Source organism: Pseudoalteromonas sp. PAB 2.2 (assembly GCF_001938575.1).
Taxonomy (GTDB): Bacteria; Pseudomonadota; Gammaproteobacteria; order Enterobacterales; family Alteromonadaceae; genus Pseudoalteromonas; species Pseudoalteromonas lipolytica.
Window position 1 is genome coordinate 17,407 of sequence record NZ_LYPI01000020.1, and the last position, 16,498, is coordinate 33,904.

The window sequence follows — 16,498 nt, forward strand, 5'->3', positions numbered from 1 at the left end:
AACTAGCCTTTATTCCCCTCAAACGATTCGGTCATAAGGCCAACTGAAGGCACCCCTGCATTTTTAAGAAAATCCATTAACAACAGTACTTCTTGATAAGATACACGACCTGAACCTTTGATCATAACCGGAGTATCGGGATTTTTTTGCAACTGTAATTTAATCACAGCAGCGACGTCTAATGCTTCCATCGGTGCTTCTGGGTCAGTGCCGATACTGACATAATACTTACCTTCAGCGTCAATTGACGCAATGATAGGCGGTGTATCTTTTGTATCGACAAGATCAGATTCTTCCATTTTTGGCAAATCTACTTTCACCCCATGAGTAATTAATGGGGCTGTTGCCATAAATATAATAAGTAGTACCAACATAACGTCAATGTAAGGTACTACGTTTATCTCCCCTACTGGGCGACGTTTTTTACGCTGATACATTCGCTTTTGCCTCTATTTGCGTAGCTGCTTGGCGGTGTAAAATATTGGCGAACTCTTCCATGAAGTTAATATAATTACCTTCCAGCTTTTCTACTTTATTTGCAAAACGGTTGTAAGCAATAACGGCTGGAATTGCCGCAAATAAGCCCATTGCAGTTGCAATAAGTGCTTCGGCAATGCCCGGTGCAACCATTTGTAATGTAGCTTGTTTCACTTCACCTAGTGCGATAAATGCATTCATGATACCCCATACAGTACCAAATAAGCCGATATAAGGACTAATAGAACCAACGGTCGCCAAAAACGATAAACTAGATTCTAATTTTTCAACTTCACGCGACAAAGCAACACGCATTGAACGATGCGTGCCTTCCATAACGATACTGGCACTTTGGAACGTATTTTTTTTGTGGCGTGCAAATTCTTTAAAACCGGCAACAAAAAGAGCTTCAACGCCCGAAGCTCCGCCTGGGCGGGCAGACACTTCATTATATAATTTACTAAGATCAACACCTGACCAGAACTTTTGCTCAAAACGCTTTGCGCCATTTAATGCATCAGAAATCGCTTTTTTACGTTGAAAAATAATTGCCCATGACATGACCGACATACCCACTAATGCCAACATCACTAATTGGACAAGTACACTGGCTTCTAGAATAAGATCTAAAAAGTTAAGCCCTGATCCCACGTTAAACTCCTAAAATAGATTTCTATATAATTTGTTATATTTTTTACACTTGCATTTATTGACCACAAACTTGGCCAAAAGTTACATCTAGTGTATCTAGTCAATAATGAACTGACAACGCTCTTGCTGTGAAATAGCGGCAAATAACGGTGAAAAGCACTCAGCTTAGCTATTTTTTGCTCACAATCCTTTAAAAACTTATTTTTGCTATGTTTTCACTGCAAAAATGAGTACCACCATTAGGCAACTAAAAATATAGCAAAACCTCATAAAACACGGCGTTTATTCATATTTTACGCATAAACACCCAAAACATGTTTTGCAAATCTACTACAGAATACTTAAACTAATCCTGAACAATGTTTGTTGATATTATAAAAATCATTTTATTCATGAACTTAAAGTAAAAACACTCAATAAGTGAACAAAAAGAAAACAAACCAACAATTCACTCACATTAGTTTTTTTTATCTGAAAATTAAATTTTTCTAGTTTGAAGAAAAATCAACCATTGCGTATCATTTCCCCATACCGAGCTGCAACCTTTGAAAGTTTTTTCATTAAGCTCCGTTTTTTGCAATATGAAGTTTCGTATTGCACTTGGTTGACTTAAACAGGATAAAACCTCTTTAAGAAAACCGTAGTTCCCTGGATTACTTCCTTCAACTTGTTGTTTGCCCGCATGCTTATGCGGGCTTTTTTTTGCCTGCACAAACGTCAATGAGAATACCTACAGATAACTTAACAGCATGTGAATTACAGATGTTAAAATGAGACCATCAATCGTGGTTTGTGGTTTGTGGTTTGTGGTTTGTGGTTTGTGGTTTGTGGTTTGTGGTTTGTGGTTTGTGGTTTGTGGTTTGTGGTTTGTGGTTTGTGGTTTGTGGTTTGTGGTTTGTGCAAAATAAATCCACATTAACCTTAGGCAAGCTTTTTTATATTTAATCGCTACAGTACTACCTTCTAGTATCTACCTTCTAGTATCTACCTTCTAGTATCTACCTTCTAGTATCTACCTTCTAGTATCTACCTTCTAGTATCTACCTTCTAGTATCTACCTTCTAATATCTACCTTCTAATATCTACCTTCTAGTATCTACCTTCTAATATCTACCTTCTAATTTCTACTTTCTAATATCTAAAAACTAAAAACCCCGCTAAGCGGGGTTTTGTTATTTATCAGGGGTAAGACCAAAATGAAGGTAGGCAATATCAGAAACGAGTCGCCCTCTGGGCGTGCGTTGAATAAATCCTTGTTGAATTAAAAATGGCTCAATGACATCTTCAATAGTCTCTTTTTCTTCGCCAATGGCAGCCGCTAAATTATCGAGACCCACGGGGCCACCCATAAACTTTTCGATGATGGCAAGAAGGTATTTTCGGTCCATGTAATCAAAACCGCTTTTATCAACATCGATCATATCAAGTGCTTGTTCAGCGACTTCGGCATTTACTTTACCGTCTGATTTAACTTGCGTGTAATCTCGTACTCGGCGCAAAAGTCTGTTTGCTATTCGTGGTGTACCGCGTGAGCGTTTAGCAATTTCAACGGCGCCTTCGTCACACATGATTAAATCTAAATATCGAGCAGAGCGGGCAACAATTTTTGATAAATCTTCAACCGAATAAAACTCTAAGCGTTGCACAATGCCAAAACGATCTCGTAATGGCGATGTTAACGAGCCAGCACGCGTTGTAGCCCCTATTAATGTAAAAGGCGGTAAATCGAGCTTAATTGATCGTGCCGCAGGACCTTCACCAATCATAATATCGAGCTGATAATCTTCCATTGCGGGGTAAAGTATTTCTTCTACTTGCGGACTTAAGCGGTGAATTTCATCAATAAACAGTACATCGCCTTCTTCAAGGTTAGTTAATAGCGCGGCTAAATCGCCCGCTTTTTCAAGAACCGGCCCTGAAGTCGTTTTAATGTTTACATTAAGCTCATTCGCTACAATATTAGCCAGTGTTGTTTTACCCAAACCCGGCGGACCAAAAATGAGTAAATGGTCTAACGCCTCACCACGATGACGAGCGGCTTCAATAAAAATTTCCATTTGTTGCTTAACATGCGGCTGGCCTGTGTAATCGTTTAATAGTTTTGGACGTATTGCACGATCGACACTGTCTTCATTACTTTGTTCACTCGCATCAATTAAGCGATCTGCTTCAATCATGGTGTACTCACAACATTGACTTTAGAGCTTCTTTAATAAGAACCTCTGTTGTCATACCTGGTTTATTTACAGCTTTAACCGCTTTTTGCGCTTGCGGTAGTTTATAGCCTAAAGATTCAAGTGCCGATACAGCATCATCCGCAGCATTATTCGCTACTAGCGTATCATTACTTGCAGGCTCAATAATGGCATTATCGCTAAATGGTGTGAATAAGTCATTACCCCAATTTTTTAGCCTATCTTTCATTTCAAGTACCAAGCGCTCTGCAGTCTTTTTGCCCACCCCAGGCAGTTTAACCAAGGTTGTCGCATCTTCATTGTTAACACAACTAACAAACTGCTGCGCCGACATGCCCGACAAAATAGCAAGGCCAAGTTTAGGGCCTACCCCATTTGCTTTTAACAGCTCTCTAAATAAAGCACGCTCGGTTTTATTATTAAAACCAAATAATAACTGTGCGTCTTCGCGAACAACAAAATGAGTATAAATAACCGCTTGTTCACCCACATTGGGTAAATCATAAAAACAGGTCATTGGCATTTGCACTTCGTAACCGACACCACTTACCTCTATAAGTATTTCTGGTGGCTGCTTTTCAACAAGTAACCCGTTTAATCGACCTATCATATTACTTCCTTAATCGTCCTCTTACGGTTTTGCTCGCGCTGCCCGCAAGTTTAATTAAATTTTGTTCTGAGTGAGCATGACAAATGGCAATTGCTAACGCATCGGCAGCATCGGCTTGCGGGGTTCCCGGCAGTTTTAGAATATTTTTAACCATATGCTGTACTTGCGATTTATCGGCACCACCATTCCCCACGACCGCCTGTTTTATTTGTCTGGCTGAGTACTCAAATACGGGCAACTCTGCCATTGACGCACCGACTATGGCGGCCCCACGGGCTTGACCAAGTTTAAGTGCTGAGTCAGGATTATGTGCCATGAACACTTTTTCAATGGCAAAATTATCAGGCGAAAACTGTTCAATTAACTGGCTAACACCTTGATAAATCATTTTTAAGCGTATAGGAAAGTCGTGATCAGCAAGCTTTATACAGCCACTCCCTAAATAAGTAAATTTAGTACCTTGGTGGGCAATTACCCCATAACCTGTTAATCGTGAACCAGGATCAATCCCTAAAATAATCGCCAACTAACTGACCCATCTATAAAATCATCATCTGCATTTAATAATGCCAGAGCACTGTATAAATTACCAGTAACTAATTACAGTTCATAAAAAATGCCCGCAATTGCGAGCATTTTTTAAACATCGTCTTTATCCTAGCGACCGCAGTAAACCTTGAGTATTTTTTCGCATAGTGCGCGCTATCATTAAATACCCTAAACACGCAACAAATAACCCACCTGCTGCAGGGCCTATTAACCAAATATGTGGATGCAACTTACCTGCTAATTCGAACATTTGTTTTTGTACAATTAACAAAGCAACATCACTGACAACAGCCGCGACTAAACCGGCCGTAAAGCCTAATAATAAAAATTCATACAAGGTCGCGTTTTTAATTAATCGCCCTTTAGCGCCCAGTGTACGCAAAATAACAATTTCTTGCATTCGCTCACCTAGGCTGGCTTGCACTTGCGAAATAAGCACTAAAGCACCACACGCAACAACAATCGCGAGTACAAAGCCAATCGCTAACGATACTTGCTCTATTGTTGAGCGTATTTGCTTAATAAAGCTTTCAACATCAATCGCATTCACCGTTGGGTATTGACGTAATAACTCACTAAACTCTCGCTTTTGATCTTTATTTACACGCACCGATGAAATATACGTCGCAGGGAAACTTTGCAGCACATCGGGGCTCAAAATAATAAAGAAATTCGGTTTTAAGGTGTTCCAATTTACTTTACGTACACTGGTAATTTTGGCATCGAATGACTGAGCGCCAATTAAAAAGGTGAGTGTATCGCCCAACTCTACATCTAAACGCGCTAACATTGACTCTTCTAATGACGCCTCTGCCACTGAGTTCTCGGTAAACCATGTACCGTCAATTAACTCATTTTGCTTGGGTAGCTCAGCGCGCCATGTAAGATTTAACTCGCGGCCAATACCTGAACGTGCTTCTTCATCTTTTTTCTCATTGTCTTCTAATGATACCTCGCGAGCCACCAGCTCACCATTAACGGCATTAACACGACCACGAACAATCGGGTAAAAATCTGACGTAGGCATGTCACGCTCTGCTAAAAACGACGTGATAGGTTCAAGCTCAGCTTCTGTTATATTCACTAAAAATGAGTTTGGCGCATCGGCTGGCAATTGTGACTGCCAATCTGAAATCATGTCGTTTTTAAGTACGATTAAAAACAACAGTAATTTAATAGCAAGCGCAAAGCTTATAAGCTGCACAGCATTTACGTTCGCTCGCTTTTGAATAGAAGCAATCGCTAAAGACCAGCTATTACCAGGACTTAAGCCTAGCTTACGACCCCCACCAAAAATAAGCTTCGATAGACCAAATAGCACCACGATTAAAAACGCTGTTGAGGTAAATAAAATGGCCGTAATTTTAATGTTATTACTGAACAACCACATTAACAAAAACACCGTTAGCGCCGACATTGCAAGGTGAATTTTGCTCACTAATAAACGGTCACCCAAGTTGCGACGAAGTACACGCAATGGGGGAATATCAAATAAATCCAGCAGCGGCTTAATCGAGAACATAACGGCACAAATCACGCCTGTACTGACTGCGATAAGCCAAGGTTTTGCCGATGCGCTTGGCAGCTCTGTGCCCATTGACTGAGCAAGGTAATCACTGGCTATCATTTGTAAAGAATAACCAATAACTAACCCCAAAATGACCGACATTGTGCAAACTAAACTTAAATGTAATAAGTAAATTTTACGGATAGTTGCCCTACTGCCACCAAGAGTTTTCATCATTGCGACTGGGTCATATTGCCTTTCACAGTAGCGTTTTGCCGATACCGCAATTGCCACTGCCGCTAAAATGATACCTAACAAACCTGCCAGTAATAAAAAGCTCTCCGCTCTATTTAAGCTGTTCGCAATAGGTGATTGCCTGTCTTTAACACCATACCACTGTTGGTTTTCTTTCATTTGGGGTTTAAGCCAAGCATAAAAGGTGTCTAAGTCACTTTGCTCACCAGCATACAATTGACGATAAAACACGCGACTCCCCGGCTGGATCACCTGTGTCGCGTCTATGTCACGTTCATTAATTAAAATGCGTTGACTACTGGAAAAAACATTAAAAGGAGCATCGGGTTCTTCGGCAACCACTCGACTTGCTGTAAACGTTGCAGCGCCCAGCTCAACTTGACTACCAACCTGAATATTAAGCGCATAAAACACTGACTCACTAAGCCACACTTCACCCATTTTTGGCACTTCGTCAGTAACAATAGCATCTGAAGTTAAGCGTGTTTTTACTTTAAGCTCGCCTTTTAATGGATAACTATCAGAAACTGCCTTTACTGAGCCAAGTTGCATTTCGTCACCTGCAAATAGCATGGTATCGAAATACGTAATTTTTGCAGTGCGTAAGCTCCGTTCCTGCGCTTTTTGCAAATACTCTGTTGGTAACTGATGATTACTGGCCAGCACACGATCCGCAGCGATAAAGGCACTACTTTTTTGCGCAATACTTTGACCAATTCGGTCTGTTACCATAGAAAGCGTTAATACGGTGAGCACAGCCAAAGCAATAGCCGCACTGATCACCGTTAATTCACCCCGTTTAAACTCACGTGTAAACAGTTTAAGTGCTAACTTAGCCCACATTCGCTTGCACCTCTTCGCTCTCTTTTACTGTTACTAATTGACCTGCTTCAATGTGTAAAATTTGTTGGCATTTTTCAGCAAGCTGTTCATCATGAGTTACTAAAATAAGCGTGGTACCGTGTTCTTTATTCAGTTCAAAAAGTAAAGATTCGATCAATCTACCATTTTTGCTATCAAGGTTTGCTGAGGGCTCATCCGCGAACAAAATTTTAGGCGTACCAATGAATGCACGCGCAATTGCAACACGCTGTTGCTCACCACCAGAAAGTTGCGAAGGATAATGCCCCACACGGTGGCTAAGACCCACTTTTTCGAGTAACTCTAGGGCTTGTTGTTTTGCATTTTTACTACCTGCAAGCTCTGCCGGTAGCATCACATTTTCAAGCGCGGTTAAACTTTGCACAAGCATAAAAGACTGAAACACAAACCCCACTTTATCAGCGCGTAATGCCGCGCGGGCTTCTTCATCTAAATCGTGCAATTCAGCGCCGTCTAAATGAATGCTGCCACTGGTTGACTGGTCAAGACCTGCTAATAAACTCAGTAACGTTGACTTACCCGAGCCCGATGTGCCAACAACGGCAACAGAATCGCCCGACTTGACATTAAAGCTGATGTCACTGAGGATGGTTAGGTCACCCTCCACTGTGGTGACTGTTTTAGTAAGTCCATTAACTTGAATAATGTTTAATTGAGAAAGCGCTGACATATGATGCATCCAATCCTACGTTTTATATTCGTTTTACTGTTAGTAATCAAACCACTTACGGCAGCAGCTGACAACACAATTTTAATTTTAGGTGACAGTTTAAGCGCCGCTTACGGCCTCAAACAAGAGCAAGGTTGGGTTAAATTGTTACAAGATAAGTACGATGAAAAAAGCCAACCTGTTAACTTAGTTAATGCAAGCATTAGCGGTGAAACAACTGGCGGAGCACTTAGACGACTCGATACCCTGCTAGCCGAATTTGAACCCACTCATGTACTTATTGAGCTTGGTGGAAATGACGGTTTACGTGGTTTTCCAATCAAACGTTTACACGCTAACTTACGTGATTTAATTAACAAAAGCCAACAAGCAGGTGCCAAAACTGCCGTGATGGAAGTTCAGATTCCACCAAATTATGGCCCCCGCTACACTAAGTTATTTACCGACAGCTTTGAAAGTATTGCCAATGAAACCGACAGCGAACTTATGCCATTCTTTATGTTAGACATAGCAGGTCGCCCGGAGCTCATGCAAAACGACAATTTACACCCAAACGCTGATGCCCAACCATTAATACGTGATTTCATGTATAAAACGATCAATGATTGGCTAGATTAACACCTAGCCTCTGTCTTTATTGCTTAAAATGAACAATAAACAAGCAATCAGACCACAGGTGTATTGATTTTTATAAAAAAAGACGTACTATTGCCTCAAATGTCGGCATATAGCGCAGCTTGGTAGCGCACTGTCATGGGGTGTCAGGGGTCGCAGGTTCAAATCCTGCTATGCCGACCATTTTCCTCCCCCACTGTATCTCTAATCGCTTTGTTTATTACGTTGCAGTTTAAACTCAGTGAATAACTGGTTCACATCTACTTTTGCGCCTAACTTTGCAGCGATTAAAAACAACCCAGCTAACTTCCTGTGTACGAATAGTGCGTCAACTGGCGGTGCATGCCAGTATTGCGATGCGGTGCTCATTTCAAGACCGAGTTCTTTGATGCGTTTTGGTAAATCGCTTTTAGCGAAATCGTACTCGCCTTGGCAGCTAAGTGGCTCACACGCGAGTAGAAAAATATCGACAACGTTATCAATGTATTCTTGCGCTAGTTCTTGCCCAAAATACCCGATACGCTTGGCTGCTGCTGCAACTTCTGCTCTGTCATTTTTGGCGGCTGCAGATAATAATTGCAAATAACCATTGCTGATATGTTGAGGTAATTCACGCGTTGCGCCAAAGTCTAATAACACTAAACGCTGCTGGTCCATTTGATACTGATAGTTGGCAAAGTTAGGGTCTGTTTGTATCAGCTTAAAGGTAAATAGCTCATTTAAAAACAAACGCAGTAACTGTTCTACCGCTTTGTTTCTTAACGCTTGCTGTGCATCTACAAGTGCCTCTATCTCTTGCCCTTCAACAAAATGCATGACCAGTATCTGCTTTGAGCTGAGCTCATCAACCACTTTTGGAATAACGTAGTTTTCATCATCGGCTAAGCAAGCGCGATAACGTGTTAGGTATCGTGCTTCAAGTTCGTAGTCTGCTTCATTTATCAATTGCTGTTTAGCTTCATCAATAAGGGGTTGCAGGTCCACATTTTTTGGGAGCAGGCCACTTATTTTGAGTAGATAAGCAAGGTTATCAACATCACTGGCAATCCCTTTTGCAATGCCTGGGTATTGAACTTTCACCGCCAGTTTTTTCCCCATTTCAGTGTAGGAAATATGCACTTGCCCTATCGACGCAGCAGCGAACGGCCGTAATTCAAAGTGCGATAAGTGCTCTAGCCACGCATCCCCCCAGTGGTTGCGCATTACCTGTACGAGCTGTTTGTGTGGCATAGGTGTCGCCTCAGCACGTAATCGAGCGAGAATAGCCGACAATTCGGGCGTAAGTAACTCACCACTGTCCATCGACAACAGTTGGCCCAATTTCATTGCGGCACCACGTAAATGGGCAAGCTGCTCGGTAAGACGCTGAATATTCTTAGGCTGTAATAATAATTCTTGACGAGAGGTGTCCCTGCCAGCGACCCATGCTTTTGCGCCTGAAAACAGCATATTTCCCGCTACTTTTGAGGCTAAGGATCCAAGGCTTGCAGCCCTTGAAAACCTTGATGTAGGCACTGCACTTTGTTTAATAGTCATAGCGTGTCACGTATTTTTATATCATCCTATAAATACGTAAATGAAAGCACTTTAGATCCCCTTTATATTGAACTTTAACAATGTATGTAATTTTAAACATGACACAATACACACTATAAAAATCAATTAACTTGTAGTGAAGATAAAAAGTGATTTCGTCATTTATCACGCAAACTACGTCATTTTAAGCCACTAAATTGAGGCGAAAATTGGAAAATTTCTAAGTATCGACAATACTTTATTATTATAAATCACTCATTTCTCAGCTCTGGCCTCTCAATGTCTCTTAGAACACAATTAATATTATTATTGAGCACTTTGTTTATTGTCGTTTTGATAAACACTTTTATTGTCTTTATTCTCGACAGAGAAGGCCGTTTAAAATTTGATGTACTTAATCATACTCATGAGATTATTGATCAATCTGAACGACTCTATAACCATATTATTAATGCTGAAACGGGCCAAAGAGGTTATCTTTTAACAGAGAACCTCAATTATCTTGATCCCTACTACCGTGGTTTAGAAAAAACGAAAGAACAATTCCTAATACTCAATAAGCTGACTCTGAATGACAAAAAACAGCAACAAAACCTTGCACAACTCGATGCATTGATTGAGAAAAAATTCGCCGAACTGAATTTAACGATTAATTTAATAAAACAAAATACGCCCCATGCAGCCGAAGAGGCAAAAAGCATTGTTTACACCAACGAAGGTAAAGCGTTAATGGAGCAAATTGAGGCGTTAATAAAACAATTTCAAAATGTTGAGCGTACAAGGTTGGCTGAGCGAAACGCAGATTTCCAGAATAACCGGTTACTTATTACGCAAGTCGTATCTGTGCAAATTCCGTTATTTATTTTCCTATCCATTTTTTGTGCTTTTTACATTAACAATAAGCTGTTTAAACCGCTTAAGAGATTACTTAAAAATACCGAAAAGCTAGAAAAAGGCGAAATACCTGATCGTATTGAAAAATGTGACACCAATGAAATTGGCTATTTACTTCGACGTTTTCATCGTATGAGCAACATTATTTACAGGCGCACCAACAAATTAAGTTTTTTGGTAAGTCATGACCACCTTACAGGTGTGTTGAACCGAACAGAGCTTGACCGTCAATTAAAATTCGCCATTAGTGCAAGCTCAAAGAACAATAAGATGGCTGTTATATTTATTGATATTAATCAGTTTAAACAATTAAACGATCAATACGGTCATGTCATTGGTGACAAAGTGCTTGTTGAAGCTGCTAAAAGAATAACTGGCGCTGTGCGTGCTGATGATGATGTATATCGTTATGGCGGTGATGAATTTATTATTGTGGCTCACCACCTCAGAAAACTAAGTTATATTGATGCGATGATCAAGCACTTGCTCGATAAGTTCAACAGCCCCTTTGAGGTAGAGCAGCATAACTTAAAAGTCACTTTAAGTATTGGTATTGCTGTCTCACCCGATAACACAACTGACCATACACAATTATTAAAATTTGCTGATCAGGCAATGTACGAAGCCAAGCAAAGCCAGTTACAAACATATAAAATTTTTCAAGGAATTGAGGGAGATAACTGAACTTATTCAATACTTATTACGTACAAATTTGCAAAAAGCTCAGTCGCTATGTATAAAAAACATACACTCATTTAATTAAGGTGCCCTATGCATATTTTATTAACAGGTGGAACAGGCCTCATTGGAAAGCATTTGTGCCCATTTCTTTTAAACCATCACAAAGTCACAGTACTGAGCCGAAATCCTATTCAAGCCAATGTATTACTGACTCATCAAGTGCATGCTGTAAAGTCGTTGGATGAGGTTGATTTTGAAGATATAGATGCAGTGATAAATTTGGCTGGCGAGCCTATTGTTAACAAACGTTGGAGCGAGTCACAAAAACGCCGTTTGCTCGACAGTCGAATAAACCTAACATTACAAATATCTAAAGCGATTAGCCGGTGTGAAACGCCTCCTCATACCTTTATTTCTGGTAGCGCCATTGGTTTTTATGGTCGTCAAGGCGACAAACATATAGATGAGGAATTTAATGATATATACCCAGAATTCAGCCATGTTCTCTGTCGAGATTGGGAGCATGCAGCCACCAAAGCGCAATCAAGCAAAACCCGTGTTTGCTTGCTGAGAACGGGTGTTGTTCTTGCCAAACAAGGTGGCGCACTGAGTAAAATGTTACCTGCATTCAAGTTTGGTTTTGGTGGACCTTTAGGGCATGGTCATCAAGGTATGTCTTGGATCCATATTGACGATATGATTCAGCTGATATTATTTGTACTGACCCACGACGACTTGCATGGGCCAATTAATGCCACAGCTCCAAATCCAGTTGATAATAATGAGTTTAGCCAAACATTAGGGACGGTACTTTCGCGCCCAGCCATGCTCAGAATGCCTAGTTGGTTACTTAAGCTGATGATGGGTGAAATGTCAGACTTACTTATCCATGGGCAGTTCGTCATGCCGAATAAATTACTCGCGAATAACTATCGCTTTCATTACCCTGAGCTAAAACCAGCGCTGGAAAGTTTAAAACTGTAAAACATTGAGAAGTAAAATTAAATTTGTATAAACCTTTACTGTACACTGTTATGCAGTAAAGGTTTTCTAACTATCATGGCAAACCAGTGATGTACCAAAATATACATGTAGCTACGTCTTCATAGTTAAACTGTGGTTTAGCGTATGAAGCTCATTTGTAACCCACTCTTTGTCTAAGCACTGTTCTAAATTAAGTTCTGCAAATCTTAAAAAATTACGTGCAGCATGAGATAAATGCCGATCTGTCCGAACAACAAAATACCAATGACTTGCCAGCTGAACATCAACAACATTAAGCATACAAAAGCTTTTATCGTGTGCTGGCAATACATGACGAGACACAACACCTAATCCCATTCCAGAACCGACGGCAACCCTAATAGCCTCATTACTTGCCATTTGCACGGTGTCACTAAGTACAAAGCCACGGCTTTGTAACTCACTTTCGAATAACATGCGTGTCGCCGAACCAGGCTCACGCAATAAAAAGCGCTCAGTCATTAAATCATGTAGTGTTACGTGTGAAGATTTAGCCAGTGGGTGATTCATCGGCGCGATAAACACTAAGGGATTTTGTAAAAAACGCCCTGCTTTCGCATGCTCAAGCGACGGTGGATGACTAAATACATAAATATCATCTTCACCTCTTTCAAACCGAGCCAATACCTCGGCCCTGTTTCCTATTTCTAACGGAAGCTCTACATGCGGGTGTAAATTACTGTATGGCCCTAATAGTTTTGGCAGGATGTATTGCGCTGTATTTACAATCGCTATTTTGCAACGTCCCCGCTCACCGCCTCTCAATTCAACCAAATAATCTTGATAATCGTCAAAATGACCAAACACTTGCTGACAAGTTTGAAATAAAGCAAATCCCGCTTCGGTAATATGAATACGCTGCTGGTTAACCACAATGAGAGGCTCGTTTACAGTTTCTTGCAGTCGCTTTATTTGCTGCGATACTGTTGGCTGCGTTAAATGTAATTGCCTTGCCGTTTCACTAATTGAACGTGTTTTAACTACACACATAAACACTTCTAATAGCCGAAAAGAAATATGTCGTAAGTCCACAACCCCACCTCATAGATAAAAACCTATATGATGGTAGCATTCATTTAATTATTTACTATGTGTTTTTTTATTTAGAATAGCGGCGCTTTTAACTAAGAGGAGAAAAAAGTGCCTGATATTGTTGTCATGTTTTTTGTTTTAGGATTAGCTGCAGGTTTATTACGATCTGATCTAAAAATTCCGCAAGCAACTTATGAAACTCTCAGCCTATTGTTAATGCTAACAATTGGCTTAAAAGGTGGCATGGTGCTACACGGAAATATACATTGGCAATTATTACCTGAAATGGGATCGGTATTGTTACTCGGAGCGTGTATCCCTCTTCTACTTTACCCCGTACTCAAACGCTTACTTAATTTATCGGTCGCAAACAGTGCAAGTATTGCAGCACATTATGGCTCGGTGAGCGCAGGTACATTTGCTGTTGCTTTGGCGTACGCCGAATCAAATTCACTTGTGGTAGGTGCCGAAGTAACCCTGTATCTCGTAATGCTTGAGCTGCCGGCCATTATTGTTGGCTTATTGCTTTATCGCCGACTAGGAAATAAAGCCTCTGCAGGTAACCTATCGCTTAAGGCGCTGTGGCATGAAACCTTAACAAACAAAAGTGTTATTCTGCTTGTGGGTGGCGTTATTATTGGCATGATGTATGGCACACAACAAGGCAGCCAAGTTACGAGCTTACTAACCAATAGCTTTAAAGTTGTATTAGCCTTATTTTTACTTGAAATGGGTCTTATGGCAGCACAAACATTACGCCCTATTCCATGGCATCATTGGCGATTAGCGTTGTTTGCACTTATTACACCCAACTTATTAGGTGCGATTGGTGTTGGGGTTGGCACCGCATTGCAGCTTGAGCTTGGCTCAATCGTAATTTTAGGAAGCTTAGTTGCTAGCGCATCTTACATTGCAGCACCTGCAGCGATTAAAGCAGCAATCCCCGATGCAGATATTGGCTTAGCCATGTTAAGCTCGCTTGGGATAACCTTTCCGTTTAATGTATTAGTCGGTATAGGTTTGTATCATCATATGGCATTACTAATCTCATAAAAAAGTGAATTTAAACATCACTTTATGAATGCGATTTGGACTAAAGTCGTTTAATATAAAGAAAAAATGTGCAAGGACTTGCTATATGTTTGATCAATCTCTCAGCACAGAGCAACAGCATGTGAGTAACATTTTTAAGCGCTTATGTGCTGAATACAATGTGCAAAATAATGCAGAACTTGAGCACCATTTATCATTACAAAGCGGATTTAGTGAGCACTGTATTTTCAGTGCCACCATCCCTTATTCATTAATTGATAAAACGAGTAAAGCAACACACGTGAGTTTTGACTATTTACTTAATGGTCAAAATCAACACACGGTGCAATTAAGTAATGACCAATTAAAAGCGATTAAGAACGGCATTATCAAAAGTATCAAAAAAATGTCTATGGCTGGCTTAATTAAGGGTGAAAATCACAATCAAGAAACACTGGGTGAGCTGGCAGAAATTCATGTAGAACAGATTGAAAACGAGTTAAAAATACAAAGCCAAGTTAAATAACTTGGCTTTTTTTAATTCTTGCCTTTGTACAACTCATTATAGATATCGGCAATATTATTTTGTTTATCATAGTAGCGCTGCAATTCGCCCAGCGATAAATCTTTTAACGCATCATCAGTAAAATCTATTGGTTCGGCAAATTTAAAGTTGGCTACATTTGGCGACTCGCCTAGTAAAGCCGCAATTTCACTTTTTAAAGCTTCGGCTTTATTAAATAATTTGAGCGCTTTATTTATATCGGTTTCATTTTCAGCCTGAATGGTACACCAAACGACTTCAACCGATTTGCTTCTTATTTGATCTTCAAATATGTTTTTACGCGCAATTAGCCATGTACTTGCTATAAGCAAGATAGCTAAAACGGCAATTGCACTGTAAATTAGTTCAAGCATCACGTTCCCTCGGTAAACTAAATGTTACTATACACCCAAACTTGGTTCGTAATACATCAGGAAAAAGCATTATAAATGATAGTACGAGGCTGATATATAAGAAATATCTGATTCGTGCCCAATCTCTAGTGTGGCCAACTTGGACTCACCAAAAATTTTAACTTCGTTTTAAGCAAACTGGGGAAAAGCATCACCACAGCTAAGGCAATACTAATGTAAAGGACGACAAAACTGTAAATGTAATGAATATAGGCGTGCTCGGCTTGGATATCCAAGACAACAAATTTAAACCATAAAATAAAATGAGATAAAGCAATAATGATTGTTAATTTGAGCACACAAAAAAATAATAAGCCAAATTTATAGCTAAGCTTCACATGCAGTATGTAAAGCAACCATATACTCAAAAGGTTAAACAAACATAGTGCTAAATATACATTCTGTGCATTATTAACAGCGTGGCTTTCATGTATGTAAAGAAGAACTTTTTCCATTAAAAGCGACGTAATTAAGTACTTAGTTACTACTACAGCAATTGATAAAAAGTCACTAAATAGCTCTTTATTTTTTACTGCTCTATAAACAGACAAAACTAAAGCAACTAAATACATCAACGAAATTATGACTTGCAATGAAAAAGCATCTCTACTTTCACTAGCAAACATAAATTCATTATATAAATCAGAGATGTAATCAATCATATCCCACCCTTAAACCGCGGGTAGGATATAACTATATTTAAAAGAAAACCAGCAATTCAGCTGACTTAGAGAATTAGTTTTCTTTTTTCTTAGGATCTTTAATAATGATGATACCGCCAGAACCTTGTAACTCTTGCTTTTTCTTTGGATCTTTAATAATAATAATTCCGCCACTCCCCTGAAGTTTTTGAGTATCAAAACTTGTTGCTGGTGCTGCGTCGAATGCTAAAGTAGATAGTAATAGGGCTGATAAAGTCATTTTTTTGTTCC

Annotated in this window: 18 protein-coding genes and 1 tRNA gene; 6 read left to right on the forward strand and 13 right to left on the reverse strand. The window is 39.8% G+C overall.

Features of this window, described 5'->3' with window-relative positions; translation table 11 throughout:
- Positions 1 to 2: 2 nt before the first annotated feature.
- The 8 genes from tolR to BWD47_RS17040 all read right to left on the reverse strand — a co-directional run bounded on the left by tolR (position 3) and on the right by BWD47_RS17040 (position 7,796).
- The gene (gene tolR, locus BWD47_RS17000; RefSeq protein WP_036967776.1) at positions 3 to 437 is read right to left on the reverse strand and encodes a protein TolR; all 435 of its coding nucleotides are present in this window, start codon (positions 435 to 437) and stop codon (positions 3 to 5) included.
- A complete protein-coding gene (tolQ, locus tag BWD47_RS17005) occupies positions 424 to 1,128 on the reverse strand; it encodes a protein TolQ (protein WP_036967773.1) in 705 nt (234 codons plus the stop codon). The genes tolR and tolQ overlap by 14 nt, the downstream gene beginning before the upstream one ends.
- 478 nt (positions 1,129 to 1,606) lie before the next feature.
- Positions 1,607 to 1,849, reverse strand: coding sequence for a hypothetical protein (locus tag BWD47_RS17010; RefSeq protein ID WP_075594353.1), 243 nt, complete (start codon positions 1,847 to 1,849; stop codon positions 1,607 to 1,609).
- Positions 1,850 to 2,300: 451 nt separating this feature from the next.
- Positions 2,301 to 3,305 carry a Holliday junction branch migration DNA helicase RuvB gene (ruvB, locus tag BWD47_RS17020; protein ID WP_036967767.1) on the reverse strand — a complete coding sequence of 335 codons (1,005 nt, stop codon included), beginning with the start codon at positions 3,303 to 3,305 and terminating at the stop codon, positions 2,301 to 2,303.
- 7 nt (positions 3,306 to 3,312) lie between these two features.
- Positions 3,313 to 3,933 carry a Holliday junction branch migration protein RuvA gene (gene ruvA / locus BWD47_RS17025; protein ID WP_036967766.1) on the reverse strand — a complete coding sequence of 207 codons (621 nt, stop codon included), beginning with the start codon at positions 3,931 to 3,933 and terminating at the stop codon, positions 3,313 to 3,315.
- 1 nt (position 3,934) lies between these two features.
- The gene (ruvC, locus tag BWD47_RS17030; RefSeq protein WP_036967765.1) at positions 3,935 to 4,459 is read right to left on the reverse strand and encodes a crossover junction endodeoxyribonuclease RuvC; all 525 of its coding nucleotides are present in this window, start codon (positions 4,457 to 4,459) and stop codon (positions 3,935 to 3,937) included.
- A 126-nt stretch (positions 4,460 to 4,585) separates the two neighbouring features.
- Positions 4,586 to 7,087: an ABC transporter permease gene (locus BWD47_RS17035; protein WP_075594355.1), complete on the reverse strand. Its 2,502-nt coding sequence runs from the start codon at positions 7,085 to 7,087 to the stop codon at positions 4,586 to 4,588.
- On the reverse strand, positions 7,077 to 7,796 hold the full coding sequence (locus tag BWD47_RS17040; RefSeq protein ID WP_075594356.1) for an ABC transporter ATP-binding protein: 720 nt from the start codon (positions 7,794 to 7,796) through the stop codon (positions 7,077 to 7,079). The genes BWD47_RS17035 and BWD47_RS17040 overlap by 11 nt, the downstream gene beginning before the upstream one ends.
- Here BWD47_RS17040 and BWD47_RS17045 point away from each other — a divergent pair, their 5' ends adjacent.
- The gene (locus BWD47_RS17045; protein WP_065978522.1) at positions 7,797 to 8,414 is read left to right on the forward strand and encodes an arylesterase; all 618 of its coding nucleotides are present in this window, start codon (positions 7,797 to 7,799) and stop codon (positions 8,412 to 8,414) included.
- Between the two features lie 103 nt (positions 8,415 to 8,517).
- Positions 8,518 to 8,594, forward strand: a tRNA-Pro gene (locus BWD47_RS17050).
- 21 nt (positions 8,595 to 8,615) lie between these two features.
- On the opposite strand, the gene BWD47_RS17055 is transcribed toward BWD47_RS17050, so the two are convergent.
- Positions 8,616 to 9,947 (reverse strand): AarF/ABC1/UbiB kinase family protein, encoded by a 1,332-nt coding sequence (locus BWD47_RS17055; protein ID WP_075594357.1) that lies wholly within the window; start codon positions 9,945 to 9,947, stop codon positions 8,616 to 8,618.
- A gap of 279 nt (positions 9,948 to 10,226) precedes the next feature.
- Here BWD47_RS17055 and BWD47_RS17060 point away from each other — a divergent pair, with 279 nt between their 5' ends.
- Entirely contained in the window at positions 10,227 to 11,525 is a 1,299-nt protein-coding gene (locus BWD47_RS17060; RefSeq protein WP_075594358.1) for a diguanylate cyclase domain-containing protein, read from the forward strand.
- 87 nt (positions 11,526 to 11,612) lie between these two features.
- Entirely contained in the window at positions 11,613 to 12,506 is an 894-nt protein-coding gene (locus BWD47_RS17065; RefSeq protein WP_075594359.1) for a TIGR01777 family oxidoreductase, read from the forward strand.
- A gap of 111 nt (positions 12,507 to 12,617) precedes the next feature.
- On the opposite strand, the gene BWD47_RS17070 is transcribed toward BWD47_RS17065, so the two are convergent.
- Positions 12,618 to 13,577, reverse strand: coding sequence for a LysR family transcriptional regulator (locus tag BWD47_RS17070; protein ID WP_036967747.1), 960 nt, complete (start codon positions 13,575 to 13,577; stop codon positions 12,618 to 12,620).
- A gap of 108 nt (positions 13,578 to 13,685) precedes the next feature.
- On the opposite strand from BWD47_RS17070, the gene BWD47_RS17075 reads away from it, so the two are divergent.
- Both BWD47_RS17075 and BWD47_RS17080 read left to right on the forward strand, forming a co-directional pair.
- A complete protein-coding gene (locus BWD47_RS17075) occupies positions 13,686 to 14,630 on the forward strand; it encodes a sodium-dependent bicarbonate transport family permease (protein ID WP_065978525.1) in 945 nt (314 codons plus the stop codon).
- 85 nt (positions 14,631 to 14,715) lie between these two features.
- A complete protein-coding gene (locus BWD47_RS17080; RefSeq protein WP_065978526.1) occupies positions 14,716 to 15,135 on the forward strand; it encodes a hypothetical protein in 420 nt (139 codons plus the stop codon).
- An 11-nt stretch (positions 15,136 to 15,146) separates the two neighbouring features.
- Here BWD47_RS17080 and BWD47_RS17085 read toward each other — a convergent pair whose 3' ends face one another.
- The 3 genes from BWD47_RS17085 to BWD47_RS17095 all read right to left on the reverse strand — a co-directional run bounded on the left by BWD47_RS17085 (position 15,147) and on the right by BWD47_RS17095 (position 16,487).
- Positions 15,147 to 15,527: a hypothetical protein gene (locus BWD47_RS17085; RefSeq protein WP_074989319.1), complete on the reverse strand. Its 381-nt coding sequence runs from the start codon at positions 15,525 to 15,527 to the stop codon at positions 15,147 to 15,149.
- 125 nt (positions 15,528 to 15,652) lie between these two features.
- Positions 15,653 to 16,228, reverse strand: coding sequence for a hypothetical protein (locus tag BWD47_RS17090; protein ID WP_075594360.1), 576 nt, complete (start codon positions 16,226 to 16,228; stop codon positions 15,653 to 15,655).
- 73 nt (positions 16,229 to 16,301) lie between these two features.
- The gene (locus tag BWD47_RS17095; RefSeq protein WP_075594361.1) at positions 16,302 to 16,487 is read right to left on the reverse strand and encodes a hypothetical protein; all 186 of its coding nucleotides are present in this window, start codon (positions 16,485 to 16,487) and stop codon (positions 16,302 to 16,304) included.
- Between the last annotated feature and the right edge of the window lie 11 nt (positions 16,488 to 16,498).

Coding starts and splice junctions, on each gene's coding strand:
- BWD47_RS17090 (WP_075594360.1), bottom strand. CDS start 16,228: ATGATTGATTACATCTCTGATTTATATAATGAATTTATGTTTGCTAGT.
- BWD47_RS17035 (WP_075594355.1), bottom strand. CDS start 7,087: ATGTGGGCTAAGTTAGCACTTAAACTGTTTACACGTGAGTTTAAACGG.
- BWD47_RS17040 (WP_075594356.1), bottom strand. CDS start 7,796: ATGTCAGCGCTTTCTCAATTAAACATTATTCAAGTTAATGGACTTACT.
- ruvA (WP_036967766.1), bottom strand. CDS start 3,933: ATGATAGGTCGATTAAACGGGTTACTTGTTGAAAAGCAGCCACCAGAA.
- BWD47_RS17060 (WP_075594358.1), top strand. CDS start 10,227: ATGTCTCTTAGAACACAATTAATATTATTATTGAGCACTTTGTTTATT.
- BWD47_RS17095 (WP_075594361.1), bottom strand. CDS start 16,487: ATGACTTTATCAGCCCTATTACTATCTACTTTAGCATTCGACGCAGCA.
- ruvB (WP_036967767.1), bottom strand. CDS start 3,305: ATGATTGAAGCAGATCGCTTAATTGATGCGAGTGAACAAAGTAATGAA.
- BWD47_RS17080 (WP_065978526.1), top strand. CDS start 14,716: ATGTTTGATCAATCTCTCAGCACAGAGCAACAGCATGTGAGTAACATT.
- tolR (WP_036967776.1), bottom strand. CDS start 437: ATGTATCAGCGTAAAAAACGTCGCCCAGTAGGGGAGATAAACGTAGTA.
- BWD47_RS17045 (WP_065978522.1), top strand. CDS start 7,797: ATGATGCATCCAATCCTACGTTTTATATTCGTTTTACTGTTAGTAATC.
- BWD47_RS17065 (WP_075594359.1), top strand. CDS start 11,613: ATGCATATTTTATTAACAGGTGGAACAGGCCTCATTGGAAAGCATTTG.
- BWD47_RS17085 (WP_074989319.1), bottom strand. CDS start 15,527: ATGCTTGAACTAATTTACAGTGCAATTGCCGTTTTAGCTATCTTGCTT.
- BWD47_RS17055 (WP_075594357.1), bottom strand. CDS start 9,947: ATGACTATTAAACAAAGTGCAGTGCCTACATCAAGGTTTTCAAGGGCT.